Genomic DNA, 26,314 nt, shown 5'->3' on the forward strand with positions numbered 1-26,314 from the left:
TGGTGTGCCAGTGTTGCTGGCATTAACCCATGGTTTTGGTCTTTAAAATAGATTCGGTCATTGCTAGAGCGCGCGCTAAAGCGGCATGGCTGTGGCCGAGTTTATTCATCAAACTGGCGCCGAGCCACATGTGGTACAGCAGCTCTGCCGTTACTTGGGCATCCTGTTCACAGATGGATTTATCGGCAATCCCCGCTTGAATGCTCTGGGTTAAGCGCTCGATGATGCCAGCCGAGCCTTTTAAAAGCACAAGGCGCATAGCCTCAGAAAGATCGGCCACCTCAGCACTTAACTTAACGACTAGGCATTTTTGATCGACACAACCGTCCTGCTGCACGTGCAACCATTTTTGCCAGTACTGCATTTGGCGCTCAAAGCCTGAGAGTTGAGTCTCGTTAAACAGGCCATCAAGCTCAGCTTGGTATTGCTCAAAATACCCTGCTAACAAGGCCTCACCGAATTGCTCTTTGGATTTAAAGTAGTGATAAAACGAGCCTTTAGGTACTTGGGCTGCCTTGAGTAATTGGGCTAAGCCTAGGCACGAAAAGCCTTGTTTGAGGATCAGTGAGTATCCAACGTCGAGAATATGCTGACGCGTCGATTGGGTTTCTGTTTTCATGGGGAGGAGCATAAAGCATATTAGACCAGTCGTCTAGTGGTCGAGTTTGCATCAATAGTAGAGAGCAAATGATTGAGGAATGCCTAAGTCGATTAAGCATTCCTCGGTAAGGGGGTTACAGGTAGCTGCAGCAATATTCGGCTATTGCACTGTTACGGATTTTGAAACTGACATTGGCTGCAAGTTCGAATTGGCTGCCTTCGCTAAAGGTTTCCCAGGTTGTGCTATTGGGCAGTAATACCTCGAAACTGCCACTGGTAACCTGCATGATTTCACCCTGAGAGGTGGAAAACTCATATTCTCCAGGGAGAACCACACCTAAGGTCTTTTTGCTGCCATCGCTGAAGAATACGCTGCGGCTGGCAACTTTACCCTCAAAGTAAATATTGGCTTTTTTCGCGACTGAGACTTGCTCGATTAACTCCATTTTACGCTCCCAAAGTGTGTGATTTGAATTTGTATTCAATTCAATGTGATTTTTATGCTGTCGTCAATGTGAAAATTTTCATCGTTAATTTCATAAACCAGTTATCGGCTCTGCTTCATCGCGCAGTACACGTTTGGGGGATGGTTTGCATAAAAGCGTCTGAGTAAGGTTAATGTCTACTCAATTAAGGAGTTGCGTACCGAATAAAAAAGCGACCTCACTTGGTCGAGGTTTCAATCTTCACCTATAGTTTTAACGGGAGTTGTTTTGCCTGCAATTATGGAATCTTGAGTGCGACAAGGAGTGTCTCCATGGGATTTACGCGTAAAATTCAATTGATCAGTTTACTGATTGTCCTCTTGCCGCTTGTACTTGCGACGGCGATCGTCACCTATCTTGCTAAAAATGAACTCTTTGCCGAGGCTCAGTCACGTTTAGTGGCTGTGCGGGAAATTAAGCAGCGACAGATCAATGGCATGTTCCAAGATTTCTCCGATAACTTACAGTCCGTTAGTGCGGTGATCGCCAGTCAGCCGAATTTAGAAACCCTGAGCGATTTAGACTCAACGCTCAAATCCCTCAACAAGCTGCTGGGTTTTTATGATCTTTTTATCATCTCCGATGACGGTTCGGTTTTTTACACTGTGGCGAAAGAGCCTGATTATGGCACTAATCTGCGTACCGGCCCTTACCGAACTTCAGGGCTGGCTCAACTGTTCGATAAGGCCTCTGCAACTTCGGATACCGTGTTTTTACAGGATTTCTCCGCCTATGCGCCATCGAATGGACAAGCGGCCGCCTTTATTGGTCAAAGCATTCAGTACCATGGACAGCGCATTGTGGTGGCGGCGCAGGTGTCTATCGAGCGAATTAACCGCGTGATGCAAATCCGTGAAGGGATGGGGGATTCAGGAGAAACTTATCTCATCGGCCCCGATAATCGAATGCGTTCTGACTCCTTTTTAGATCCTAAAAATCGCACCGTATCGGCCTCCTTTGCGGGCACAATTGCTCAAAATGGGGTTGATACCTTGGCGGTAAAGGCTGCGTTAGCTGGGCAAGAGGGGGTTATGCAGGTTTATGATTACAATCATAATCTAGTTCTTTCTGCCTACTCGCCTGTCATTGAGATGGGACTTAAGTGGGGCTTAATGGCCGAGATTGATGTGAGTGAAATCGCCGCGCCTGCCTACCATATGATGTATATCGGACTCGTGGTGTGCGGGCTATCGATAGTGCTGGCGATTGCGGCGGCAAAACTAGTCACTAGCTTTGTGCTTAAACCTCTGGGCGGTGAGCCCGAGGATATGTGCCATTTGACTAGCCTTATCGCCTCCGGGGACTTAACCCATAGTCTCTCCCACGTCCATGCCGATAATCATTTAATGAGCTGGCTCGCGAGGATGCAGACCAAATTAAAGGAAATTATTGGCCAATTGGTGGGGATGGGCCATGAGTTAGAATCCGCCGCAGAGCAAAACTCGGCGGCAATGAGCCAAGCCGACAGCAGTATTCAGATGCAGGCCAGAGAAACCGATATGTTAGCCACGGCCGTGGAGGAAATGAGTTATGCCGCCGCAGAGATCAGCACTAATACCATGAAATCTTCCGATGAGGTTTCTTCCTGTACTCAATCGAGTGGCATTCTCTCGCAGAATCTGGCGAGTACCCGCCAAAGTTTACAGGTGACGCTAGCAAGTTTCGCCGCCATTCATCAGCAGGTCGGTAATCTTGAGGCCGATAGCCAGAAGATCGGCAGTGTTCTGGATGTGATTAATGCGATTGCCGAGCAGACCAATCTATTAGCCCTCAATGCGGCGATTGAAGCTGCCCGAGCGGGCGAGCATGGCCGTGGCTTTGCGGTAGTCGCCGATGAAGTGCGGCAACTCGCCGTGAAGGTACAGGAGGCGACGCAGGATATTGGAAAGGTATTACAAGGCATTCAGCAGCAATCGGCTGTGTTGGCGCAGCATAGTGTGACTTGTTCATCTGAGGCGTCTAAAACCGCAGAGGATGCCGAAGGCATGCAAGCGGCGGTGGATGATATTGCCAAGCGGCTCGATACACTCAAAGCCTTAATGATCCAAACGGCAACGGCTGCGGAGGAACAAACCACAGTGTCGTCGACGATTGCTCAGGGCATTGCAGGGCTCAGTGCGGCGGCAGAGGAAAATAGCGCAGCCATCAGCCAAGTGGCCGCCAGCACCCGCAGCCTGTTAGGGCTAGCGAATCAACTTGGTTTAACAACGGCTCAGTTTAAGGTCTAGGACGCTGTGCTAGGCATGAGTAAGCAATGCCGAGCATTCGCCGTTCTTGCAACTGGATGACTGTTATTGCTGCGCCGTTTGTTATGCATCCGCCAGAAAGGATTATCTGGCGGATTTTTCTTTAGGGTCGCTATTAATCTTGCAAAACTAACGCTTACGCCAGATCGTCATCTCTGAAATCGAATGCTGGAATTTACGCTTGGTTTCGCGAATAACGAAGGGGATTTCTTTCACTGCGACCAGTTCAAATTGGCCTATCAAGGTTTCGGTTAACCCATCTAAAGTTGTGAAGTTTTCTCCTTTGACTTTAATCCCCCCAAGCCATTTCTCCTTTGGCGTGTAGTCTTCGAGCCAAGTATAGGGTGAGGCGATAACCAGATATCCCCCTTGATTGATGCGTTGCCCAATATTGGTGAGGAAGTGTTGCGGGTCGTTCAATCTGTCGATTAGATTTGAGGCGTAGACCAAATCGTATCCTGTGTAGATTGGCTTGAGATTGCAGGCATCCCCTTGGATAAAATTGACTTTTTTAGCTTCGCCAAGGTATCCCAGTTTAGCAAGGCTGGCGCTCTTGAATTCCTGTAAGTCTCCCTCGGTGCGAATGGTGTAGCGTTTTTCGCCTTGTTCGGTCAGGGCGTAAGCCTGCTGGATAAAGCGCGCCGAAAAGTCGATACCATCCACATGCTCAAACATTTTGGCTAACTCAAAACTGGCGCGTCCGACTGAACAACCTATATCTAAGGCCTTGGTGGTGTGCTCGAGTTGGATCTCGTTGAGTGCCTGTTGCACCCCGTTGACGCAAAAATTCGGTACACCAAAGTACTCGGCGCCATAGTGGAATTCTAAATACTGGGAAATCAGTTCATCGGTTTCGTACACATTGACCTCGGCCATCTGTTCTGGATTTTGCAACGACTCGACGTAACGGAATCCGGCATGTTGATAAAAGTGACGCCTAAAGGCATAGCGTGAGGCTGCAATAGCTTCATTGCCCGTTGAAATCCACGAACCACCTTTAATCAGATTGTGCTTGCCATCGAAGGTTGGCGTCGAAAAATCATCGTAGAGCGGATGTACGGCAAAACCATTAAAACCGTCGATAGCGGTTTCGGTCCATTGCCAGACATTGCCGACAATGTCATAAAAATCATTGTGTTTAAAGCGGTTTATCGGACAGGAAGAGGCGTAGTAAGCCAGCGAGATATTGCCTGGGACTTCATGCCAATCGGGGGCATCGCTCGGCACATTTTCCCGCAAGATATACCATTCTGCCTCGGTGAGCAGGCGAATATTGCTCTGACTTTGGCGCGCCTTCCAATTACAAAAGGCTTTAGCTTCGAGTTGATTGACTTCGACGGGCCAATTGAGCGGCAAAGGGATTTCGCTGGTGAGGTTACGTTGCCACCATTTATCATCGCGGCGGCGCCAAAAGCGTGGCATTTGAGCTTGGGTATACGCCAGCCAAGCTTGGCCTTCCTCATTCCAATAGTCTTGGGTTTGATAGCCCCCCGCTTCGACAAAGGCTAGGTATTCTTCATTACTCACTAAGTACTTTGAGGCTTTAAAGTCGGCGACTTTAAAGCTCTTGTTACCGTATTCGTTATCCCAGCCATAGGTGTTGTCTTGCTCTTTTTTACCTAAGGTGATTTTTTTACCCGCCACGGCAAGTAGTTGATTTGGCTCGGCGCTGCCAACATCCTGACACTCTGGCCACTGAGCATTGGCACACACGTCCTCTAATGGAAGCTGGCGAATAATGGCGGAAGAGGTCTCTAGGTGAATGCGCTCGTGTTCTATGCCCATCAAGATGACCCAAGCGGGGCAGTCTTGGCTGACCGGCAGAGTGATTGGCATGCTATCAATCAGTTGATTGACGACCTGTTTGACGTGATCCCGATACGTTTTTACCTCAGCGACACTGGGCCATTGATAGTGGGTTTCGTCGAGGTCATCCCAAGACATTTCATCCACACCGATGGCAAACATAGATTCAAAGTGATCATTCACTCGTTCATCGAGATACTTACCCAGCTTGAGTTTATTGATATAGAAAGTGGCGGTATGGCCAAAGTAAAAAATTAGCGGATGGCGCAGTGGTTCGGCTTTGACGTAATAAGCATCGTCGTGCCTTATCAGTTCGAAGAGGGATTCATAGAGTGCCCAGGTTTGATTGAAGTATTGTTTAAGCTCTTGACGTTTCAGCGCCTCATTCTCACCCGTAAGTTTGAGTGTTTGCAAAACTGGCATATTCGATTTCTCCATAGGGCAAGCTGGTGCCATAGTGGTGGCTATGGGGTCAGGCTCAATACGTGACGCGGGTTTATTGGATCACTCTATCAACAAAATGTGGCAGTTATTGAGCTGTTTTTTTCAAGCTAACAGAAAGTCAGCATGGCTCCAATCATTAACTCGAAGTACAGCATATGACCTTAGCGGCGTTATTTTTATTGCAGTTATGCGGGTTACAGCCTGAGGGGAATTGTCTGCAGAAGGTTAAAATTATTTTATCCCTGACCAGTATTTTATCTGCCAAGGTTAAGGCAGAATGTTCTCGTCCGTAAAATTATTATGCAGGATATAACGGGATGGCAATGAACGCATTATGGATACCCGCTTGGTATGAGCTTGATCCGTCGATCGTTGTGGGCGTGACTGAAGAGTTTGTATTTCATAAACCCGCTACCAATGAGGCACTGAGATTTTACAGCGGCGCGAAAGAAACTGACGCAGTGAAAGCGACAGGCACAATTTCAAGCATTCATCACAAAGTATTGGGGGATATTGAAAGTGTTGATGCTCAAGGGCTTGATTATACGGTTGTGTTAAAGGATGGCCGTCGCTTGCTAGTCAATGCGGAGGAAGATCCTGGCCTGATTTACGAATGGGTTGATGACAGCTGGCAACCTTCGGAGATGGTGATCCAAGATTGGCAGCTGGATGTAAAGTTTACCTCGCTTTCACCCTTTAAGATGGTCGATTAACGTCAATCCTACTTTTCGGAGCAGTTAGGCTCATAATGTTGAACCGACTGCTCCTCAAACAACACTTGCAGTAACTGATATTCGTGTTGAATCTTCGCGACATACGCATCATGAAATTCCAACTCGTTAAATTCCTCTAAGCATTCGCGATAGCGGCGGAGTTGTTCTTCACCATCAATGTCCCTATGTAGCCATTCCATTAGCATACAAATTCCTTCAGTTTTTCATCCTTGAAGCACCAGCTTAACCTTTTTCTAATCTCGTGTGGGATGGCATTTGATGACACTTCTATGAATAAATGTCTAAAAATCACACATTGAAGAATATTTTTATTATTTATCATAATGTTGTTTGATTGCATTTAGCGTTTAAGGTGCCGGGTGGGTTGTCTCGCTGAATTCAAATATGGATAAAGTCTTACAGCAAAAACTGCTATTGGCTGCCGTGATGGGGTTCAACACCTTGATAGCTGCGATTGTGTCACCTGAGGTTTTGGTCTAGATTGAGGGCTCTTTTAACCGAGTCATCGCCGAGAGTTAGCGCGGTCTGTTCTTTCATTATGGAGTCCTGTCATGGCAAATATTTTGCTGGTGGCCAATCTTAACTGTGACCGAGTGTTGATCCTTGATAAGCCATTGAAAACGGGCGGGCGCTTTCATTATCAAGATGGCGGACAAAGGTTAGGTGGTGGTGGCGCTAATACTGGGCTCGGACTGGTATGGGCTGGTCATAGAGTTGCACTGGTGAGCCAAGTCGGGCGGGATGAAATGGGCGACTGGGTCATCGCTGAAGCGAGTACTCAAGGGCTAGATTGTCGTTTAGTGCAGCGCCGTGCAGGAAATACCTGTGAAATGTTATTAGTGATGACGCCCGATGGTGAGCGCACCATCATTCGTCCGCAGCGGCCTATTTTTGAGTTATCTGTGCCGCCTAAATGGCAACACTGGGATGCGCTGTATTTCAATACCTCGGCGGAGGGCACGGTAAGTTGGGCGAAAACCGCACTGGATCACTGCCTTGTGATCGCGCAGCTAGCGAAGGATGACAGACCGCGCCCTTGTCACGTGTTACTGGCTTCCGTGAGTGATATGCAAGGCCGCTGTGATGTCGCTTCTTGGGATTATGGCGTGAGCATTGGCGGAGAATCATTACGCTATTTTGTCGTCACCGATGGTGTGCGCGGCGCTAAGGTGTATACCCGAGATGATGTGCAGCATGTCCCGGCTGTGCCTGCTGAGGTTGTCGATACCACTGGGGCGGGAGATGCCTATGCCGCAGGGCTTATCCATGGATTATGCGCGGGAAAAACCATTACCCAAGCCATGGCCGAAGGTGCGACTTGGGCGGCATTTGCCGTGGCCACCGACAGTTCTATCCCTGGCGATGCATTGAAGCAGTATTTAGAAGCATAAGTTGGGAGATAAATAGCAGGGCATAAAAGGGAGTCATCTTTCTGTCATCTGGGCTTGATAGAGTGTGCTCAGTGACGAATAGCTCTTGTCCCTTAACGTTTTCTTGTGCTTTTCTCCCATTTTGTTGGTTCGCATGTTTGCCCCGTTTCCCCAACGGGGCATTTTTTTAGCTCGAATAATGTTATTCCGTTACCGAACGTTCATATTGTGGAAATATTGTGCGGTCGGCAAGGGATTACGTTAACATTCAGGCAACGCATCTCGTTGAAATAAAATAATAAGCCTGCCGTTGTTGGAGTTGGAAATGGGCAATCACGTTTGGAATGATAAAAAGAAGTTTATTTGGCTACTGTCAGTGCTGTTGCTTGTGGCCTTTTTAGTCACCAGTGGCATTAGTTATAAAGTGGCCCACGACTCCTTGAGTCAGCAGATTGAGAGCAATACTTTACCTCTAACCAGCGACAATATTTATTCAGAAATTCAACAGGATCTGCTGCGTCCCATCTTTATTTCCTCGCTGATGGCGCAGGATACCTTTGTGCGTGACTGGATGTTGAATCATGAGCAAGAACCCGAAAAACTGGTCCGTTACCTCAAAGAAATTCAAGAAAAATACGATACAGTCACCAGCTTTTTTGTCTCGGAGCAGAGTCGCAACTATTACCATTCGACGGGCATATTGAAGAAAATCCAAGATATCGACCCAAACGATGCCTGGTATTTTCGAGTACGTTCTTTACCTGAGTCAGAGCATTACGAAATCAATATCGATTCAGACACCGCAGATCGCACTAAGACAACGGTATTTGTGAACTATAAAGTGTTCGATTTTGAAGGTAAGTTTATTGGTGTTACTGGCGTTGGCCTTGCGGTTGAGAAGGTCAAGGCATTGATTGAACTCTATCAGAAGCGCTACAACCGTCGGGTGTTCTTCACCGATAGACAAGGTCGTGTCACGCTCCATGGCGATGAGTATGATGGTGCCGATTCGCTGCAAACCAGCGCTGGGCTTGAGCAACTCGCTACGCGGATTTTAACCAGCCCGAGTGCGGCCTTTAGCTACCAACGCAACGGTAAAACCGCCTACTTGAACAGCCGCTTAGTACCTGAATTTAAATGGTATCTTATCGTAGAGCAGGAGGATGCGCCGCAGGAGCAAGAGCTGCTCAATACCTTTTGGGGTAACTTAGCTTTAAGTTTATTGGTGACGATTGGGATTTTACTGATTTCAAACATGACCTTAGGTCGTTATCAGCGCAAACTTGAGGTCATGGCTTCAACCGATAAACTCACTGGGGCCGCTAATCGCCAGGTGTTTGAAGAGTATTTTCATCAGGCATTAGAGAAGGCCAAGCTATCCCAAGCGCCGATTTCCATTCTGCTTGTCGATATCGATCATTTTAAGAAAGTAAACGATAGCTATGGTCATAGCATTGGTGACTTAGTATTAAAAACAGTGGCTAACCTACTAAGAAGTCAACTAAAAAACCAGGATGTGCTGTGTCGTTGGGGCGGTGAGGAATTCTTGATATTAGTGCCAGAGCAGGATTTAAGTCAGGCTGCTGAACTGGCAGAACAATTTCGCGATTTAATCTCCCAACGGGAGCTTAAAGTGAATGGCGTGCACATTGCTATTACTGTGAGTATTGGGGTTGCCGAATACCAAAAACTCGAGCCTGCGGAAGATTTGATTAAGCGAGCGGATCTCGCCCTGTATCAGGCGAAAGAAGCGGGGCGCAATCAAGTGGTTCTCAATCAGTAGTATGCTGTTATGATGGCCGAATCTGCCAAGGGGATTGTTTGGGCTTACTGCCGCGTTTGAGTGACTGAGCAGTTCGGGCAGAGGTAGGTGACGGATAGCGATGATGTAGGAGTAACAAATGTCGACCTTGTTGGTAAATAGATTATCGGGTTTGTATTTAGGGGCGGTTCTGCAAGAGATTGACGGTGTTTCTACTGGTATCGACGGTAAAAAATCGGCGCAGCAGTTGCGAGTGAATGTCGACCGTGTCGAAGGCGATGCGCAGGCCGATCCTAAGCACCATGGCGGCCTCGACCGAGTGCTGCATCATTTCCCCCGTGAGCATTATGGTCAGTACCGTCGCTGGGATTTAATCACCCAACTTGAAGATGCACCGAGCATGGGGGAAAACATCAGCACTGTTGGTTTGAATGAAACCGAGGTCAATATCGGCGATATCCTGCAAATCGGTGCCGTCACAGTGCAGGTGACTCAGCCGCGCTCACCTTGCTTTAAATTGAACCTGCAATTTGGCCATAGAGACTTCGCCCTCGCCATGCAGCAGAGTCAGCTATGCGGTTGGTTTTACAGAGTATTAACCCCAGGCGTGATTCAGCTAAACGACAGGATAGAATTAGTCGAGCGTAAAACCGATATCAGTGTCGCCGAAGCCATGGCGTTGTACTTTTCACCTGAATACGATGCCAAAGCCTATGATAGACTCGCCTCCTGTGAAGGGTTGGCACAAAGCTGGGTGAATAGCCTGCAGCGGCGCTTAGCGACACAACAAGTCGAAGATTGGCAGATGCGCTTGTATGGGCCAAAAGGTAAATAAACTTTATTTTTCAAACGATAATACAGGGAAAGTGTAATGATAGAGTCAGTGACTAAGAGTGAAAGAGATTTTGGCTTACTGGTGTATGCCTCCAGTTTAATCGGTTATTTAGTGCCATTAGGCTCAATTCTCGGACCGCTGATTATGTGGTTGATGAAGCGTGAAGAGTCGGCTTTTGTCGACCAATGCGGCCGTAGTTGCTTGAACTTTAAATTAAGCCTGTTGATCTATGTGATTATCAGCGGGCTGTTAGCCTTCGTGGGCATTGGGTTTATCTTTTTGATCATCCTCGGCATTCTCGACTTAGTTTGCACCATTCTTGGGATCATTAAGGCGAGTGAAGGGCAAGTGTATCGTTATCCGCTGACGATTAAGTTCCTTTCCGATAACTAATTGCCTTTTGCGCTGAGTAATAAAAAACGCCTTAGGGAGAGACTCGCTAAGGCGTTTTTGTTTGGTTTCAACCTATCTTGAGCTTACACCTTAAATTTCGCCACTAAGGTGTCTAAGCGGTGGGCGAGTTGGTTTAGCGCTAAGCTCGCCTGTGCCGCAGCCTGTGCCGTGCTGGCGGTGCGCTGGGTGATCTCGTTAATTTCGGTCACGTTACGGTTGATGTCTTCCACCACGGTCGATTGTTCTTCCGTCGCTGCCGCCACCTGAATGTTCATATCGCTGATCAGGCCAATACGGTCACTAATGCCTACCAGAGACTGGCTCGCCTCATCGACGGCGGCTACCCCTTCGTGGGAGCGCGCACGGCTTTGGGCCATGGCATTCACCGCTCGACTGGCCTCGGATTGCAACTTGTCGATCATACCTTGGACTTCGTTGGTCGATGCGGCGGTGCGCGATGCCAGATTACGGACTTCATCGGCTACCACGGCAAAGCCTCGTCCCGCTTCACCGGCACGTGCAGCTTCAATCGCGGCGTTCAGCGCTAACAGGTTGGTTTGCTCCGAAATCGCGCGGATCACATCGAGAATGCCACCGATAGACTTGGTATGAGTCGCAAGGGATTCAATCACTTCACCGACTTGTTCCACATCTTGGGAGAGCTGATTGATGGTATCTCGAGCACGGGTCACCACCACTTGGCCGCTATTGGATTCGGTATCGGCATCCTTGGCCGCAACAGCTGCTTGGGCGGCATTGCTGGCGATTTCATTTACCGTGGCGCCCATCTCATTGATGGCGGTCACGACCATCATAGTGCGATCTTTTTGCTCATGGCTGTCTTCAAGGGTTTGCTGCGCCTGATTCGACACATCCTTCGCCGAGAAGCCGAGTTGTTCGCTGGTCTGCGCAACTTCAATCACTGAGTCTTGGATTTTGCTGATAAAGCTATTAAACCCTTGCGCCAGTTGGGCAATTTCATCTTCACCTTTAACGGGGAGGCGCTGGCGTAAATCGCCTTCACCTTCGCCGATATCACGGAACATGGCCGCGACTTGTGCGATAGGGCGGCTTACTGAACCAGCCACCACAATCGCCAGCATGATAAAGCCTGCGGCAATGATTAAGGTCCAAATTAAGATCTGGTAGGCGGCATCCGTCAGTAGGGCGAACACTTCGGCTTCGGGCACTTGTGCCACTAGATACCAATCCATGGAGGGAATATAGCTGCTGGCTACGAAGGTGTTTTCACCTTGGATTTGGGTATCGATCAGGTTGAAGTCGCTACGATTGAGTAATGAGCTGATATTCGCACTCGAGTACAAGCTCTTAAGGCTGCTCTTGCCAATTTGACTGGCGTCGGGATGCAGTTTTACCTCACCTTTAGCATCGACTAAGTAGACAAAGCCAGTTTCTTCAATCTTAAAGGAACCTAGTAGACGCACCATATCATCGAGGGATTTGGCTAGGCCAACGAGTCCGCGGCCATTAGGTTGCTGATAATTGATAAAGAGTTTTACCTCGCCATTGGCTTCGGTAAACACGTTAAGCATCCGCTCTTGGCCGCTGTCGCGATAACCAAAAAACCAACCGTCCTGCGCTGGGGTGAGTACACGTAAAAAACCATCCTGGGTGTAGTAGGCGGCGGTTTGTCTATCGGCGTAGGAGGCTTGGGCCAAGTGATATTGGCGGGTGATGTCCTTTAATTGGGCAACGACTTGTGGCTCTTGTTCCTGTGGACGACCGTTTTCAAGCCATCGTAGTAACATACGGCTGCTGGCGAGTTGTTCGGCGGCATTCATTAAGCTCGAAATATCTAGCTCAATCTTGTTGCGGATCTGCATCATTAGGCTGGGCATTTCCGACCCGAGCATACGCTGTTGTACCACGCTTTTTGCACTACGTTGGCTGAGGACGCCCACGAGTATGGTCGACAGCAGCACAGCAAATGTCACTGTCAGCAGGATTTTCTGCTTAATAGTAAGGTTATTTAATATCATAAATATCAATATGCCTGTGTTAGACGTTTAGAAATATCGGTCGACGTTTTCTAGCCAATAACAAGTATCGGACAGAAATGTTAAAAGTTAACCTTTGTTTAGGTCGAATGCCGAATAAAACAGCGTACAAGACATTTATTGGGCCTAACCTGTTGCTCTTGCGGTAGATCTTGTTATGTAGAGTATAGATGGAAATGAGTTGCTGATTTGAAGCATGTGATTTTTATGGCGCAATTGTGACCAAAGTGTGGCGTGAAGGCAAGCAAAAATAAGGCGCTCATTGAGCGCCTTATTCCGGTTGAGTTACATATTCGGGTAGTTTGGACCACCGCCGCCCTCAGGTGTCACCCAAGTAATGTTTTGGCTAGGGTCTTTAATGTCGCAGGTTTTGCAGTGGATGCAGTTTTGCGCATTGATCACAAACTTAGGCTGGCCTGCTTCTTCAACGATTTCGTACACGCCAGCAGGGCAGTAACGCTGGGCGGGTTCGTTAAATTGCGTCAAGTTTATGCCAAGCGGTATGCTGCTGTCTTTTAAGCGCAGATGGCAAGGCTGGTCTTCCTCATGATAAGTGCTCGACAGATAAACTGAAGAGAGTTTATCGAAGCTGAGCTTGCCATCGGGCTTAGGATAATCAATCTTGCAGTAGGCACTGACTGGGGCCATTTGTGCATAGTCTGGGTGCTCATCACGCAGAGTGATAGGGAACTTACCGCCGAACCAGTTTTGATCTATGTAGTTAAATGCGCCGCCGAGGAAAGTGCCAAACTTGTGCATTGCTGGGCCAAAGTTGCGCGACTTATACAACTCTTCGTGTAACCAGCTTTCTTCCAGATGGGTTTGGAAACAATCCAGATCTTTACCGCCTTCGACCTCGGCCAGCATCGCTTTGGCTAAGGTTTCTGCCGCGACAATACCGCTCTTCATGGCCGTGTGAGTGCCTTTGATCTTGGCAAAGTTTAAGGTACCCGCATCACAACCAATCAACAGACCGCCGGGGAAACTCATCTTCGGCAGTGAGTTCAGGCCTCCCTTAGTGATTGCGCGAGCACCATAGGTCAAACGCTCACCGCCAGTTAAGTATTTGGCGATAACCGGGTGAGTCTTATAACGTTGGAACTCATCGAATGGGCTTAAATGGGGATTCTTGTAGTTGAGGTCGATAATCAGACCCACGGCAATTTGGTTGTCTTCCATATGGTAAAGGAAGCCGCCACCCGATGCGCCATCGGTTAGTGGCCAACCACCTGTGTGCACCACTTTACCTTGCTCGTGTTGTTCGGCGGGAACTTTCCAGATTTCTTTAAAGCCTAGACCGTAATGCTGTGGTGTCTTGCCATTATCTAAGTGGTATTTCGCGATCAGCTGTTTGCCTAAGTGACCACGGCAACCTTCTGAGAACACGGTATATTTGGCGTGTAGTTCCATGCCGGGCATAAAGCTGTCTTTCGGCTGACCGTCGGCACCGACGCCCATGTCACCAATCAGGATACCCTTCACGCTGTTATCTTCATTGAAGAGTAGTTCGCTGGCGGCAAAGCCTGGGAAGATTTCTACGCCGAGCGCTTCGGCGCGGGTCGCGAGCCAACGGCAGAGGTTACCCACGCTGACAATATAGTTGCCTTCGTTGTGCATGGTTTTAGGCACAAACGCATTGGGCATCAGCTTGCTGTCGGTGGCGGAATTGAGCAGATAGATTTCATCGTGGGTCACGGCGGTGGTGACAGGAGCGTCTGAATCGCGCCAGTCGCTGAATAGCTCATCTAACACTCGTGGTTCGAATACGGCGCCAGAGAGAATGTGCGCGCCCACTTCGGAGCCTTTTTCTACCACGCAGACGGTAATCTCTTTACCTGAACTCTGTGATATCTGCATCAACCGACACGCAGTGGCCAAGCCAGCAGGGCCTGCGCCGACGATTACAACATCGAATTCCATTGATTCGCGTTCCATCAGTTCACCTCTTCCTTCGCATATCCCCGATTTTTACCGGGTGTTGTAGTTTGTTTGTAAACGGGCGTTTTATTGCTGATGTCCACCTTACCTCAAAATCATCGCAGGGCACAGGGGCTAGACTGGCTGTTTAGCCTAAAGAATGACAAATCTTTGGGTGAGCACTGTCACAGATTGTTCACGCTCACTTGAAGCGGATCAAGAAATACCTGTTTAGGGGTATAGCTAGGCAGTACTTTCGGCTTATAATCACGAATGACGGTTCTCCGAGCTTGCCTACCTAAGTCGACAGATATGGGGGTGTAGCCGTGGTAATAAGGCCACTGGGGTGAGTAAAGAAATGCACTCGCCTCCCACACTTGGAAAGGTGATCATGTCTCAATTGCAAGACAATTTTGGTCGTAAATTTCATTACTTACGAATGTCAGTCACTGACGTTTGTAACTTCAAATGCAGTTATTGCCTCCCGGATGGTTATCATCCGAATGGCAAACAACAGTTTCTATCTCTCAGTGAGATAGAAAACCTTGTGTCCGCATTTAGCCAGGTTGGCACTCAAAAAATCCGTATCACTGGCGGCGAACCCACGCTGCGTAAAGATTTTACCGATATCATTCGAGTGGTCGCCGACAATCCTCGTATTCATACCGTAGCCACTACCACTAATGGGTATAGGCTCGAGAAGCATGCCCAAGAATGGTTCGACGCGGGGCTACGCCGTATCAATGTGTCGGTAGACAGCTTAGATCCTAAGATGTTTTACCAGATCACCGGCGAGAATAAGTTCGACGAGGTGATGCGTGGTATCGATGCCGCCTTATCTGCGGGTTTTGAGCGCGTCAAGGTCAATGCGGTATTGCTCAAGGGGATGAACGATAAAGATTTACCGCGTTTTTTGAATTGGATTAAGCACACGCCCATCGATCTGCGTTTTATCGAGCTGATGGAAACAGGCCTTGGCCGCGAGTATTTCCAAGCTCACCATTTGGCGGGGGCCGATATCAAAGCGCAGCTGCAAGCTGAGGGTTGGCAATTAGATACGCCCCGTGCCGACGATGGCCCTGCGCAAAACTTCAGCCACAGTGACTTTAAGGGGCGTATCGGCTTGATCATGCCCTACGCCACTAACTTCTGCGCGAGCTGTAATCGCTTGCGGGTCTCGGCCAAGGGTAAGTTGCACTTATGCCTCTTTACCGAGTCTGGCATCGATTTGCGTGATCTACTGCAACACCCGAGTCAGCAAGCGGAATTAATCGAGCGGTTACACGGTCAACTGGCGCAGAAGAAGGAAACCCATTATCTGCATCAGGGCATTACTGGCGTGACGCAACATCTGGCCTCGATTGGCGGTTAATCTAACTTAGGCTTTAGTCTGCTTATCGCGTTATCTTTCATTAGGTTAGATTTCGCGATGGCGCTTAACTTCCCTATACTTGAATTTGGCATCAGTTTAAAGGATCGCTTCAATGAGCAATGTATTTACCCATATTAACGCCGACGGCAATGCCCATATGGTCGATGTGACCGAGAAAGCCGTGACCGAACGCGAGGCCCGTGCCGAAGCCTTTATTGAGATGGCGAGCACGACACTCGAGATGATCATGAGCGGCAGCCACCACAAGGGCGATGTGTTTGCCACCGCGCGCATTGCGGGGATCCAAGCGGCGAAAAAGACTTCAGACTTAATTCCGTTGTGCCATCCATTAATGCTTACCAAGGTCGAAGTCGAGCTCGAGGCTCAGCCTGAACACAATCGCGTTCGCATCGCTAGCCTGTGTAAATTATCCGGCAAAACCGGTGTCGAAATGGAGGCGCTCACGGCGGCCTCTGTCGCAGCGTTGACGATTTACGACATGTGTAAAGCCGTGCAGAAAGACATGGTGATTTCACAGGTGCGCCTACTCGAAAAACGCGGCGGCAAGTCGGGACACTTTAAAGCTGAATAACGTAAAGCGAGATAAGAATATGATTAACGTGTTGTTTTTTGCCCAAGTTCGTGAGCTTTTAGGGACTGCGCAACTGAGTGTTGAAGCGAGCGAGCAGACACAAACCGCAGAAGGATTACGCGCAACACTGGCGGCCACCGACGATAAATGGGCCAAAGTGTTAGCCTCAGATAAATTGCTGGTGGCGGTGAATCAAACCATCAGCCAATGGGATACCCGAGTGAGCGATGGTGATGAAGTCGCCTTCTTCCCGCCTGTGACCGGAGGTTGATATGCGTTTACTGCCAAATGTGCGGGTGCAAACCGTCGATTTTAATGTGGCCGATGAGTATCACCAATTAGCCCAAGACAATAGCGATGGCGCCGTTGTCACTTTTGTGGGCAAGGTGCGCGATTTTAACGACGGCTCAGTGGTGACCGACCTGACCCTAGAACACTATCCCGGCATGACGGAGCGTGTGCTCGAGCAAATTGTGGCCGAGGCGCGTGAGCGTTGGCCGCTCAATAAAGTCACTGTTATCCACCGTGTCGGTACTATGGCTTTGGGTGAGCAAATTGTGTTTATCGGCGTCACCAGTGCCCATCGCAAGGCGGCCTTTGCGGCCTGCGAATTCTTAATCGACTTTTTGAAAACCAAAGCCCCTTTCTGGAAATTAGAAGCGGGGGACAAGGGTAAGAATTGGGTCGAAGCCAAGGACGCCGATGAGCAAGCGGCGCAATTGTGGCAACACAAAGACTAACGTAAGACTGAGCTAGCAGCAGGCGAGAGTGAGAGGTGAGTTTATGCATGGTGTGACAGGGTTAGGCAAAATCTGGAGTCTAGTATTTGCTCTGGCATTGTCGTGCTGTGTTGCCTTGATGCCAGCCGTTAGCCGCGCAGAGACAGTGCCTGCGATTGCGGCCGCCGCCAATATCAAGTTTGCCCTCGATGATATTGTTAAAAACTTCAGCGCCGAAACCGGACTCAAGGTGCGAGTCTCCTACGGCTCATCGGGTAATTTTGTGGCGCAAATTCAACATGGTGCGCCGTTTGAGCTGTTGCTCAGCGCCGATGAGCGTTATATCCATGAGCTGCAAAAAGCGGGCTTTACTCGCGATGCTGGGGTGCAATACGCGGTCGGTCGCCTAGCCTTAGTGGCTCCAAATAAGTCCCCCTTAATCTTAGATGCCGAGCTGAATGGCGTAAAAAGCTTGCTCGCCGCGGGCAAGCTGGAGCGCTTTGCGATTGCTAACCCTGAACATGCGCCCTATGGGGAGCGTGCCCGCGAACTCCTACAAAAATTAGGTTTGTGGGACGGCCTACAAACTAAGTTAATCCTGGGCGAAAATGCCTCCCAAGCGGCGCAATTTGCCGTGAGTGGTTCCACCCAAGGCGGGATTATTCCGTTATCCCTTGCCTTAGCGCCACAGTTTAAGGCCTTAGGTCAGGCGATTGCCTTGCCCGAAGCATTGCATGGTCCACTCAATCAACGCATGGCTTTGATGCCAAAAGCGGGAGCAACCGCAGAGCGTTTTTATCAATATCTTCAATCTGATGCCGCCAGAGCCGTATTCTTGCAATACGGATTTGGTCTACCCGCTCGGTAGGGCCAGACATGGATTGGCAGGCACTCTGGTTATCGGTCAAGCTCAGTAGCATCACGGTTTTGGTGTTGATCCCACTGGCGATTCTGGCGGGGCGAGCCTTAGCCTATCGTCAGTTTGTGGGTAAGTCTTGGGTTGAGGCCTTAATCATGGTGCCTTTAGTTTTACCGCCGACTGTGATTGGGTATTACTTGCTGGTGGGGCTTGGCAGCCAAAGCTGGTTAGGGCAATGGTTAGAGCGCTTAACCGGGCAGCAATTAGTGTTTCATTTCTCGGGGTTAGTGCTGGCGTCCGTGCTGGTGAATATTCCCTTTGCGTTGCAACCGATACAGCGCGCCTTTGAAGCAGTTCCCCATGATGTGCGCGATGCTGCGGCCTGTTGCGGCATGAGCAAACTTAAAATTCTGCTGAAAATTGAATTGCCTATGGTGTGGCCAGGGGTATTGACCGCCTTAGTGTTGTGTTTCTCCCATGTACTCGGTGAGTTTGGGGTCGTGTTGATGATGGGTGGGAATATTGCCGGCGAGACCAAGACTATCTCGATTTCCATCTACGACAGTGTTCAGGCCTTCGATTTTGGCGCAGCTGGCACTATGTCATTGGTGCTGTTGTTATTTGCGATTACGGCATTGGCCCTCACCACCAGTTTATCGCGGCGTTTAGGAGGTCAGCGTGGCGCAAATCATCGCTGATCTGCATTGCCAGATCCAAAACCATAAGCATATTAAACTGAGCGCCGAATTTAGCTGTAAGGCGGGTGAGGTGCTGGCCGTCGTCGGGCCTTCGGGTGGCGGTAAGACAACGTTACTGCGGATGATCGCAGGGCTGAATCATCCCGATGCGGGCCGCATTGTGTTTGGTGAAACGCCATGGTTCGACCATCAAAGTCGCACGGCACTGACACCGCAGCAGCGCCATATTGGCTATATGCCACAGCATTTTGGGCTATTTCCCAATCTTACCGCGCTCGAGAACGTGGTTGCGGGGCTTGACCATATTCCCAAGTCGGAGCGAGTGGCCAGGGCAAAAGATTGGTTAGAGCGGGTCAATCTGCATGGTTTACCCGATAGACTGCCTATGCACCTCTCTGGAGGCCAGCGGCAACGGGTTGCGCTTGCCCGCGCCCTTGCCCGTGAGCCGTCGGTGTTGTTACTCGATGAGCCGTTTTCGGCGGTGGACAGAGAAACCCGCGAGCGTTTATACCTCGAGCTTGCTCGCCTAAAAGAGCAACTGCTTTGCCCTGTGGTTATGGTGACCCACGATTTAAACGAAGCGTTGCTGCTGGCCGATTCGATGATCTTGATTAGCCAAGGTCAGATGCTACAGCAGGGCGCGCCGTTTGAGGTGTTATCTCGCCCACGTAACGAGGCCGTTGCGCGGCAGATGGGTTTAAGAAACATTTTCGATGGCGAAGTGGTATTCCAAGACCGCACTAAAGACATCACCTGGCTCAAATTTGGTGAGCAGCTGATCGCCAGTGATTTTGGCAAAGACCGCAGCGTGGGCAGTAAAGTGCGTTGGGTGATCCCGAATCAAGGCATTCGATTTAACGCTATCACCAATGGGCGTTTATGCCGCAGTTTTAATAAGTTAGATGTTACCATCGACTCCTTGCTGGTGATGGGAGAGTCGGTACGGGTGGTCTGTTATGCCACTGGGACTGAGCTGCAACTTAATACGGAAGTGTCACTTCACCTTGCGCAGAAGCTAGGCTTAACCAAGGGGATGCAAACCACAGTTGCGCTTAAATCTGAGCAAATTCATATTTTAGAGTAGCTAAGTTTTTCCCGCATTTCGCGAAATCTATTCTCCATTAACGAATAACTCAGCTTGATTTGCGAAGCTGCGTTGCCGTTAAATCCCTAGATGATCAAAGCTTAATCTTGTTTCCATCGGTGTTTCAGTAGGTATTAGGTAAACTGAATACATTCGTCAGTGTTGGCCAAGCCTGAATCAATCGGATTGAGCAATCCACATGGGTGATGAACTAGGCGCCGTCATGGACAAACAGTGATAGAGATTATGGTAGCTTTGGCACGCCATCGACATCTAACTGTTTGTCTCATAAGATACAAACTTAGCCGATTTTTATGGAGGAGCCATGAGACTATGGTTGCTAGGATTCATGTTGGTATCTGGGATTGCCACCGCAGCCCAGAGCATGTATTCGATGCTTTCGAGCGGTGAATATCTGCCGCCGTTAAGTGTGATGCAGCAAATTGAGAAGGATTTTCCTGGCGTGATTGCCGAGTTTGAAATGGAAATGCAGGAAGGTGAGTTGGTCTACCAATTTGAGTTGATTAATCCGCTGGCGAATGCGATTACCCGTTTCGAATATCGGGCGCGAGATGGTAAGTTATTGAAACAAAAAGCGGGTAAAGTCACCGCCGACGATGTTGGCGAAGTGGAAGCCGCACGCCTTATCAGCACTAAGCATCAAACCTTCTCCGGCATTATTGCGATGGCGACTAAGGACCATAAGGCCTTTTTGACCGACGCGAAGTTAGATCATGACTTAGGTATCAGCTACTTAGAGTTAAAGTTGCTGGATGATACTGGTAAGTATAAATTGGCATTCGATATTGAAAATTTACGGCAACTACCTTTACTTAAGTGGGATTAGCACTGAGCATCACCGCTAAGTGAAGACAGGGGAGCGCAGCATACAGATGAAAATACTTTTAGTTGAAGATGATGCGACAACGATCGACTACATCGTTAAAGGATTTCTTGAGCAGGGGCATAATATTGAGACCGCCAGCGATGGTCATCAAGGCCTGCTGCAAGCTACCAGTGGTCAGTACGACCTCTTGATTCTCGATCGCATGTTGCCCCAACTCGATGGTTTGAAACTGCTGGCCGCCCTCAGAGCCACGGGTAACCAAACCCCAGTGCTTATCCTGTCGGCGCTGGCCCATGTGGATGAAAGGGTGAAAGGCCTGCGTGCGGGCGGTGATGATTATATGACTAAGCCCTTTGCCTTTTCGGAGCTGCTGGTGCGTGCCGAAAAACTGATGCAACGGGGCCAATCCGTGCCAATTACCACAGATTTGGTGGTCGGCGGCTTAAAAATGGAGTTGCTCACCCGCAATGTGACCTTAGATGGCCACGATTTAATGCTGCAACCGAAAGAATTCCAACTGCTTAAGTATCTGATGGAACACGCCAATCAGGTGATTAGCCGCACGCTATTATTCGAAGCGGTATGGGATTATCACTTCGATCCCCGCACTAATGTGATCGACGTGCATATCGCCAAGTTACGCCGCAAGTTTGAAGAGTTAGGCCACGGTGAATTGATTGAAACCGTAAGGGGAGCGGGTTATCGCTTACGCCAAAGGCATTAAGCCTTACCAAAGCAGCGCCTGGCGCATCACTATTATCTTCTCGACCTTAGTGACAGTGATCATAGGCGCTTTGCTGTTTGCCCTTTATCGGCAACTCATTATTGAACAGCAGTACCAAGTGACTCAGTATCTCGAGTCAGAAACCCAACGCTATCAACAGCTTGCTCTTACTGTCGACCGTCGTAGTTTTGCGGCACAAATTCGTGCCGCCGATCCGCAGACCGCGCTTATCGCTTGGCGCAATAGCTATGACATGGTTGGTGCCTTAAGCTTTATGCCTGAAGGCATGCCCATGCTGCCACAAACACGGGATTTCCCGATTTTAACTGGCGGCCCTGATAAGCTGCATATCCTCACTGGTGGCCTAGTGATGACCCGCTATGGCCCTGTGCTCATCGCCACTCGTACCGATAACTTAGCCACCTTGATCGATAAGTTTATCAGTGCGGCCGCCACGGCCGTGATGTTGACCATAGTGTTAACCTTGGCATTGGGCTATTTGTTTTCTAAGGCGATTTTGCGCCGTTTAGTGCAGTACAATCGCTTGAGTGAGCAAATTGAGCGGGGGCATTACGACACGCGTCTGCCGCTCAGTTGGCGTCAGGACGAGTTCGATATGTTGGCGCTGCAGTTTAATAACGTGCTGGATATTCTTGAGAATAACCTGATGGCGGTGCGCGGGGTGACAGATAATATTGCCCACGACTTGCGTACGCCCTTATCCCATATTCGCATCGGTCTCGAGGAATTAGCGGCCAAATCCCCCGATGAAATCAGCGAAGGGTGCGCGATTTTGACCGAAGAGCTCGACCACTGTCTTGCGACCTTCGATGCCATGCTCTCGCTGACACGCATCGAGGAAGGGCAGCAAACCTTAGACTTGCAGGAGCTGAGTTTGGCGCAGCTATGTACCGATTTGTTGGACATGGCCGACGCGGTCGCCGAGTCGAATGAGCAAACCTTGAGTCTGTCGCTCCTATCGGATCATAAGATTTATGGTGACAAGTATTTGTTGTTCCAAGCCTTATACAACTTGGTCGACAATGCGATGAAGTACTCAGGCCAAGGCGCTCGCATCGATATTATTCAATCCGGCGCTCAAATTAAGATTTGCGATAACGGCCCAGGGATCCCCGATGACAGCAAGGAAAGAGTGTTTGAGCGTCTAGTGCGTCTCGACCCCAGCCGCCATTTGCAGGGCACGGGTTTAGGATTATCTATGGTCAAAGCGATTATGTCGCGGCACAATGCGCAAATTACTCTTTCGGATAATCATCCCGGCCTAGTAGTGACCATTCAGTTTTAGGCCGATATCCGCGTGACGCTGTTGAGAACCCCATGTACCGAATCATAGCCGATGAGGCTGATTTTCTAGTTATTTCTAAATCGCCGAATGTGCATTTTCACAGCCAAGATGGCACTGCGGGTGTCGTTGCGCAGCTGGAGCAGGATTTAGGGATAAAACTCTTTGCCGTGCATCGGCTCGATACGCCCACCTCAGGGCTGTTACTGTTAGCCAAACATCCTGCGGCGGCGCGGCAGTTGACTGAACTTTTTAGCGCCCATCGAGTGCAGAAATACTATCTTGCGCTCGCCAAAGGCAAGCCGAAGAAGAAGCAAGGCTGGGTGATTGGCGATATGGCTAAATCCCGCCGTAGCATGTTTAAGTTACTGCGTACCAAAGAAAACCCAGCGATTACCCAATTCTTCTCCACCAGTGTTGGCGAAGGACTTAGGCTTTATTTACTCAAACCCCACTCGGGTAAAACCCATCAGTTACGGGTTGCGCTTGCTAGCCTTGGGGTGCCGATTTTAGGTGATGCCCTCTATGGCTCGGATGTCGCCGACCGCTGTTATCTGCATGCCTATTGTCTGCATTTTCGCTATCAACATGAGAATGGTCACTGGCAGGATTATGCGTATCTCGATACGCCTGAGCAGGGTGAGGCGTTTGCAGAGGAGACGGTAACCGCGGCATTGGCTGCGTGGCGTGAGCCAGACTCGCTCGACTGGCCTTCTAAGGATTAGTTTTGTTGCGCATTGTTAGTATTGAATGCGTGTGTTGCGGGATAAAATATTTGCAAATCCTGAGTCTTCCTGCGAAGTTAGCAGTGTGATGATTTTCCTTGTATAGGAGCAAGCTCGTTATGGATACCAACAAATTACTTTTAGTTATTATTGCGATTCTCTTGCCACCCGTTGCGGTATTTTTAAAGGCGGGCGCAGGCAAAGACCTATTAATTAACATTGTGCTGTGTTTATTTTTCTGGCTTCCCGGTTTATTACACGCCCTCTGGGTGGTCACTAAAGATTAGTGATTCCAGTAATCCAATAAAAAAGCGCAACCTAGGTTGCGCTTTTTTATACGGTAAATTTAGCGTACTAATTAAAATGCCACTGTATAGCCGATAGTCGCAGTGCGGCCCATGCCTTTGAAATAACGATCATTTGTACCCATGGTTTGTGAGTAGTAGTTGAAATAATCCTTATTAAACAGGTTTTGCACGCCTAAGGTTAAGGTGCCAGTGTAGAGCGGCATAGAGAATGACGCATCGACAGTGGTGTAGCCATCAAACTCGGCATATTTCTCGCCTGTGGCATCTTCGAAGTCGCGGTCCATAAAGTAGTTTGCCTGTACGCGCGTCGACATGTCGTTATCGAAATTATGGGTCCAGAACAGGTTGATACGATTCGGTGAAATGTTGGCACCATCGAGATCGGTATCTGTTTTGTTGTCATCATTCGAATCGTATTCACCGCGCTGAATCGCCAGATTCATGCCCAGATCGTCGTTGCTGGTCAGGTAAGCTGTGATATTGGCTTCGATACCATCAATCACGCTCTTCTCACGTTTAACGTCGTAGAAGCCATCGCTGTTTAAGGCTAAACGGGCGCCATAATCCGTGGCTGAGCGGTAGTACGAAATCTTAGCGCTTAAGTATTCACCTTGGTAATCGGCGCCAAACTCCACGTTATCCGTCACAATAGGTGCAAGAGATAAGGAGTCGCTGATACTTGGGTTCGTACCAGGGAAGCTGTTACCGTCGCGCAGAATACGGCCGATATCCGGCATACCAAAGCCTTGGTTATAGCTAGTGTAAACGCGGATATCTGGCGTGATCTTGTAGGAGATACCTATGTTGAATAGGGTCTCGTCGAAACTCGCTTCGCCCCCTTCGATTTGTTTGTTACCCGCGCCGTAGAGCGTCTTGTAGTCATCGACATTGAGCTTAGCGTGCTCGTAGCGTACGCCAGTCGATAGGGTAAGATCGGTAATTAAATCATAATCTAACTGCAAATAAGGTGCGAAGTTGTCATAGGTGCTTTCAGGCACCCACGATAAACCCGTCTGCACTAAAGCCTGCTCAGTGGTATCGCGGAATAGGTCGATACCGTAGGCGGCATCAATACCCGTATCGGCAATATTTTTCGCAATTAGCGAGGTTTTTAAGCCCCATTTGACCGAAGAGTTGCGCGATTGCTCATAGTACCAGCTTTCACCTTTAGGGCCTTCGCATTGCACTAAGTTACTGTTGTTTGCCAATGCAGGATCGTAGAAGGTCTTGTTACAGCCACCGCCATACACTGCCTCGAAGTCCTGATTGAATAACTGGACACTCAGCTGTTGGCCGGCAATGTTCTCGTGGGTGTAAGTTAAGCTAGTTGTCGTGACTTGGTTATTGGCCGCTTCCCAAGGTTGTTTTTCTTCGATTGCGCCCGTCGGTTTTCCAGTGGTGATATCGCCTTTCACCGGCATCCAATCGCCATTGTTCTCCATGTTGTAATGGTTAACCATCAGCTCTAAGCGCGACTCGGCAAAGTTGTGGCCGAGTTTGATAAAAAAGTCCTTGCTCTGGCTGTCCATGGACTCGCCTTGCGTCGTGTCCACACCAATCACATCGTGGTTTGCATCGTAGTACACGCCGTTATTGCGATAGCTCACCGAACCCAACATATCGATCAGATCGGATTCGCCCGAAAACGCATAGCTGGCACCAAAACTCACACCGTTAGATTCGAGCGAATCGGGCACAGTGGCATCGAAGCTAACCACATGCTGGTTATCACCCGTTGGTTTTTTGGTGATGTAGTTGATGATGCCGCCCTGCGCGCCTAAGCCGTGCATCGCATTGGCACCGTGGATAATTTCGATACGCTCGATCATCGCAGGGTCGATTGTTTGCCCTGAGCGGCCACCGCTACGCAGCGGGTTGGATTGGGGTACGCCATCGATCATGATTAATGGCGGACGGCCACGCAGGGTTTCGCCCGTGTTGCTCATCTTCTGACGGCTGGGGGAAAAGCTAGGTGCTAAGTTACCGATAATAGTCGACAAATCTTTAGTGGTGCGGAACTGCTCTTCGAGTTGCACGCGGTCGATAATAGTCACTGTATTGGGGATAGAGCTTGGCGATTTATCCATGCGACTCGCGGTGACAGTGATCTTTTCGATGTCTTTATTCTTATTCGTTCCCGTATCTGGGGCTTCTTGAGCGACGGCGGACTGGGTGAGGGCCGCAAAGACGGCAAGGGCAACAAACGAGGTTTTGAACGTCATATAACTTCCTGCTAAGGGCGAGTGAATTTGCTACACCGATATCCTTGGCATCAGACTATTCCGTTAAACAACATTGCAAATGATAACGATTTTTATTGTCGCCGATTTTAAGGAAGTGAATTGGGCTTGTCTAGTCGAGTTGTAAATAAAATGCGTGGGAAAAGTGGCAATTTTTAGGAGTTGTGATTCGGCTAACAAATAGGTGCATTTAGATTGAGGGTTTGTTTGTAGGCTGAGCCCCCGATTTGTTG

Annotated in this window: 25 protein-coding genes and 1 riboswitch; of the genes, 18 read left to right on the top strand and 7 right to left on the bottom strand. The window is 49.2% G+C overall.

The features are described from left to right. Positions 1-22 precede the first annotated feature (22 nt). Together K0H59_RS01315 and K0H59_RS01320 are read right to left on the bottom strand one after the other, a co-directional pair. A complete protein-coding gene (locus tag K0H59_RS01315) occupies positions 23-619 on the bottom strand; it encodes a TetR/AcrR family transcriptional regulator (protein ID WP_220054415.1) in 597 nt (198 codons plus the stop codon). 115 nt (positions 620-734) lie between these two features. Then, on the bottom strand, positions 735-1,046 hold the full coding sequence (locus K0H59_RS01320; RefSeq protein ID WP_220054416.1) for a pyrimidine/purine nucleoside phosphorylase: 312 nt from the start codon (positions 1,044-1,046) through the stop codon (positions 735-737). A gap of 311 nt (positions 1,047-1,357) precedes the next feature. On the opposite strand from K0H59_RS01320, the gene K0H59_RS01325 reads away from it, so the two are divergent. After that, complete coding sequence (locus tag K0H59_RS01325; protein ID WP_220054417.1) at positions 1,358-3,313, top strand: methyl-accepting chemotaxis protein; 1,956 nt, start codon at positions 1,358-1,360, stop codon at positions 3,311-3,313. A 147-nt stretch (positions 3,314-3,460) separates the two neighbouring features. Here K0H59_RS01325 and ovoA read toward each other — a convergent pair whose 3' ends face one another. Then, entirely contained in the window at positions 3,461-5,560 is a 2,100-nt protein-coding gene (gene ovoA / locus K0H59_RS01330) for a 5-histidylcysteine sulfoxide synthase (RefSeq protein ID WP_220054418.1), read from the bottom strand. A gap of 338 nt (positions 5,561-5,898) precedes the next feature. On the opposite strand from ovoA, the gene K0H59_RS01335 reads away from it, so the two are divergent. Continuing rightward, the gene (locus K0H59_RS01335; RefSeq protein ID WP_220054419.1) at positions 5,899-6,294 is read left to right on the top strand and encodes a hypothetical protein; all 396 of its coding nucleotides are present in this window, start codon (positions 5,899-5,901) and stop codon (positions 6,292-6,294) included. An 8-nt stretch (positions 6,295-6,302) separates the two neighbouring features. Here the strand turns inward: K0H59_RS01335 and K0H59_RS01340 are convergent, their stop codons facing one another. After that, the gene (locus K0H59_RS01340; RefSeq protein ID WP_258405875.1) at positions 6,303-6,494 is read right to left on the bottom strand and encodes a hypothetical protein; all 192 of its coding nucleotides are present in this window, start codon (positions 6,492-6,494) and stop codon (positions 6,303-6,305) included. A gap of 372 nt (positions 6,495-6,866) precedes the next feature. Between K0H59_RS01340 and K0H59_RS01345 the strand changes: the two genes are divergently transcribed. From K0H59_RS01345 to K0H59_RS01360, 4 genes are all read left to right on the top strand, one after another. Then, positions 6,867-7,706: a PfkB family carbohydrate kinase gene (locus tag K0H59_RS01345; RefSeq protein ID WP_011715507.1), complete on the top strand. Its 840-nt coding sequence runs from the start codon at positions 6,867-6,869 to the stop codon at positions 7,704-7,706. 304 nt (positions 7,707-8,010) lie between these two features. After that, positions 8,011-9,468 (top strand): diguanylate cyclase, encoded by a 1,458-nt coding sequence (locus K0H59_RS01350; protein ID WP_011715508.1) that lies wholly within the window; start codon positions 8,011-8,013, stop codon positions 9,466-9,468. A 118-nt stretch (positions 9,469-9,586) separates the two neighbouring features. Next, entirely contained in the window at positions 9,587-10,282 is a 696-nt protein-coding gene (locus K0H59_RS01355; protein ID WP_220054421.1) for an MOSC domain-containing protein, read from the top strand. Between the two features lie 36 nt (positions 10,283-10,318). Then, on the top strand, positions 10,319-10,675 hold the full coding sequence (locus K0H59_RS01360; RefSeq protein WP_011621077.1) for a DUF4870 domain-containing protein: 357 nt from the start codon (positions 10,319-10,321) through the stop codon (positions 10,673-10,675). Between the two features lie 83 nt (positions 10,676-10,758). On the opposite strand, the gene K0H59_RS01365 is transcribed toward K0H59_RS01360, so the two are convergent. Then, a complete protein-coding gene (locus K0H59_RS01365) occupies positions 10,759-12,675 on the bottom strand; it encodes a methyl-accepting chemotaxis protein (RefSeq protein WP_220054422.1) in 1,917 nt (638 codons plus the stop codon). Positions 12,676-12,978: 303 nt separating this feature from the next. Then, positions 12,979-14,628, bottom strand: coding sequence for an electron transfer flavoprotein-ubiquinone oxidoreductase (locus K0H59_RS01370; RefSeq protein WP_220054423.1), 1,650 nt, complete (start codon positions 14,626-14,628; stop codon positions 12,979-12,981). A 252-nt stretch (positions 14,629-14,880) separates the two neighbouring features. Further along, a riboswitch (molybdenum cofactor riboswitch) is annotated at positions 14,881-15,014 on the top strand. Between K0H59_RS01370 and moaA the strand changes: the two genes are divergently transcribed. From moaA to K0H59_RS01430, 12 genes are all read left to right on the top strand, one after another. Then, entirely contained in the window at positions 15,002-15,982 is a 981-nt protein-coding gene (moaA, locus tag K0H59_RS01375; protein ID WP_041412503.1) for a GTP 3',8-cyclase MoaA, read from the top strand. (Overlaps the previous riboswitch by 13 nt.) A gap of 112 nt (positions 15,983-16,094) precedes the next feature. Further along, positions 16,095-16,574: a cyclic pyranopterin monophosphate synthase MoaC gene (gene moaC, locus K0H59_RS01380; protein WP_220054424.1), complete on the top strand. Its 480-nt coding sequence runs from the start codon at positions 16,095-16,097 to the stop codon at positions 16,572-16,574. Positions 16,575-16,593: 19 nt separating this feature from the next. After that, entirely contained in the window at positions 16,594-16,845 is a 252-nt protein-coding gene (gene moaD / locus K0H59_RS01385) for a molybdopterin synthase sulfur carrier subunit (RefSeq protein WP_011621081.1), read from the top strand. Between the two features lies 1 nt (position 16,846). After that, complete coding sequence (gene moaE, locus K0H59_RS01390; protein WP_023265973.1) at positions 16,847-17,314, top strand: molybdopterin synthase catalytic subunit MoaE; 468 nt, start codon at positions 16,847-16,849, stop codon at positions 17,312-17,314. Between the two features lie 43 nt (positions 17,315-17,357). After that, positions 17,358-18,161 (top strand): molybdate ABC transporter substrate-binding protein, encoded by an 804-nt coding sequence (modA, locus tag K0H59_RS01395; RefSeq protein WP_220054425.1) that lies wholly within the window; start codon positions 17,358-17,360, stop codon positions 18,159-18,161. 8 nt (positions 18,162-18,169) lie between these two features. Further along, positions 18,170-18,850, top strand: a complete 681-nt coding sequence (gene modB, locus K0H59_RS01400) for a molybdate ABC transporter permease subunit (protein ID WP_011621084.1) — start codon at positions 18,170-18,172, stop codon at positions 18,848-18,850. Beyond that, on the top strand, positions 18,831-19,934 hold the full coding sequence (locus tag K0H59_RS01405; protein ID WP_220054426.1) for an ABC transporter ATP-binding protein: 1,104 nt from the start codon (positions 18,831-18,833) through the stop codon (positions 19,932-19,934). Before modB ends, K0H59_RS01405 begins: the two co-directional genes overlap by 20 nt. A 325-nt stretch (positions 19,935-20,259) precedes the next feature. Next, positions 20,260-20,781 carry a hypothetical protein gene (locus K0H59_RS01410; RefSeq protein ID WP_011715517.1) on the top strand — a complete coding sequence of 174 codons (522 nt, stop codon included), beginning with the start codon at positions 20,260-20,262 and terminating at the stop codon, positions 20,779-20,781. A gap of 46 nt (positions 20,782-20,827) precedes the next feature. Beyond that, on the top strand, positions 20,828-21,505 hold the full coding sequence (locus K0H59_RS01415; protein ID WP_011621087.1) for a response regulator transcription factor: 678 nt from the start codon (positions 20,828-20,830) through the stop codon (positions 21,503-21,505). A gap of 49 nt (positions 21,506-21,554) precedes the next feature. Next, positions 21,555-22,811 carry a HAMP domain-containing sensor histidine kinase gene (locus K0H59_RS01420; protein ID WP_086903949.1) on the top strand — a complete coding sequence of 419 codons (1,257 nt, stop codon included), beginning with the start codon at positions 21,555-21,557 and terminating at the stop codon, positions 22,809-22,811. A 32-nt stretch (positions 22,812-22,843) separates the two neighbouring features. Next, entirely contained in the window at positions 22,844-23,533 is a 690-nt protein-coding gene (locus K0H59_RS01425) for a TIGR01621 family pseudouridine synthase (RefSeq protein WP_220054427.1), read from the top strand. A gap of 119 nt (positions 23,534-23,652) precedes the next feature. Beyond that, a complete protein-coding gene (locus tag K0H59_RS01430) occupies positions 23,653-23,820 on the top strand; it encodes a YqaE/Pmp3 family membrane protein (protein ID WP_011621091.1) in 168 nt (55 codons plus the stop codon). 71 nt (positions 23,821-23,891) lie between these two features. On the opposite strand, the gene K0H59_RS01435 is transcribed toward K0H59_RS01430, so the two are convergent. Then, the gene (locus K0H59_RS01435) at positions 23,892-26,063 is read right to left on the bottom strand and encodes a TonB-dependent receptor (protein ID WP_220054428.1); all 2,172 of its coding nucleotides are present in this window, start codon (positions 26,061-26,063) and stop codon (positions 23,892-23,894) included. Positions 26,064-26,314: the final 251 nt, after the last annotated feature.

The sequence above is a fragment of the Shewanella sp. FJAT-51649 genome (genome assembly GCF_019457435.1).
GTDB lineage: Bacteria > Pseudomonadota > Gammaproteobacteria > Enterobacterales > Shewanellaceae > Shewanella > Shewanella mangrovisoli.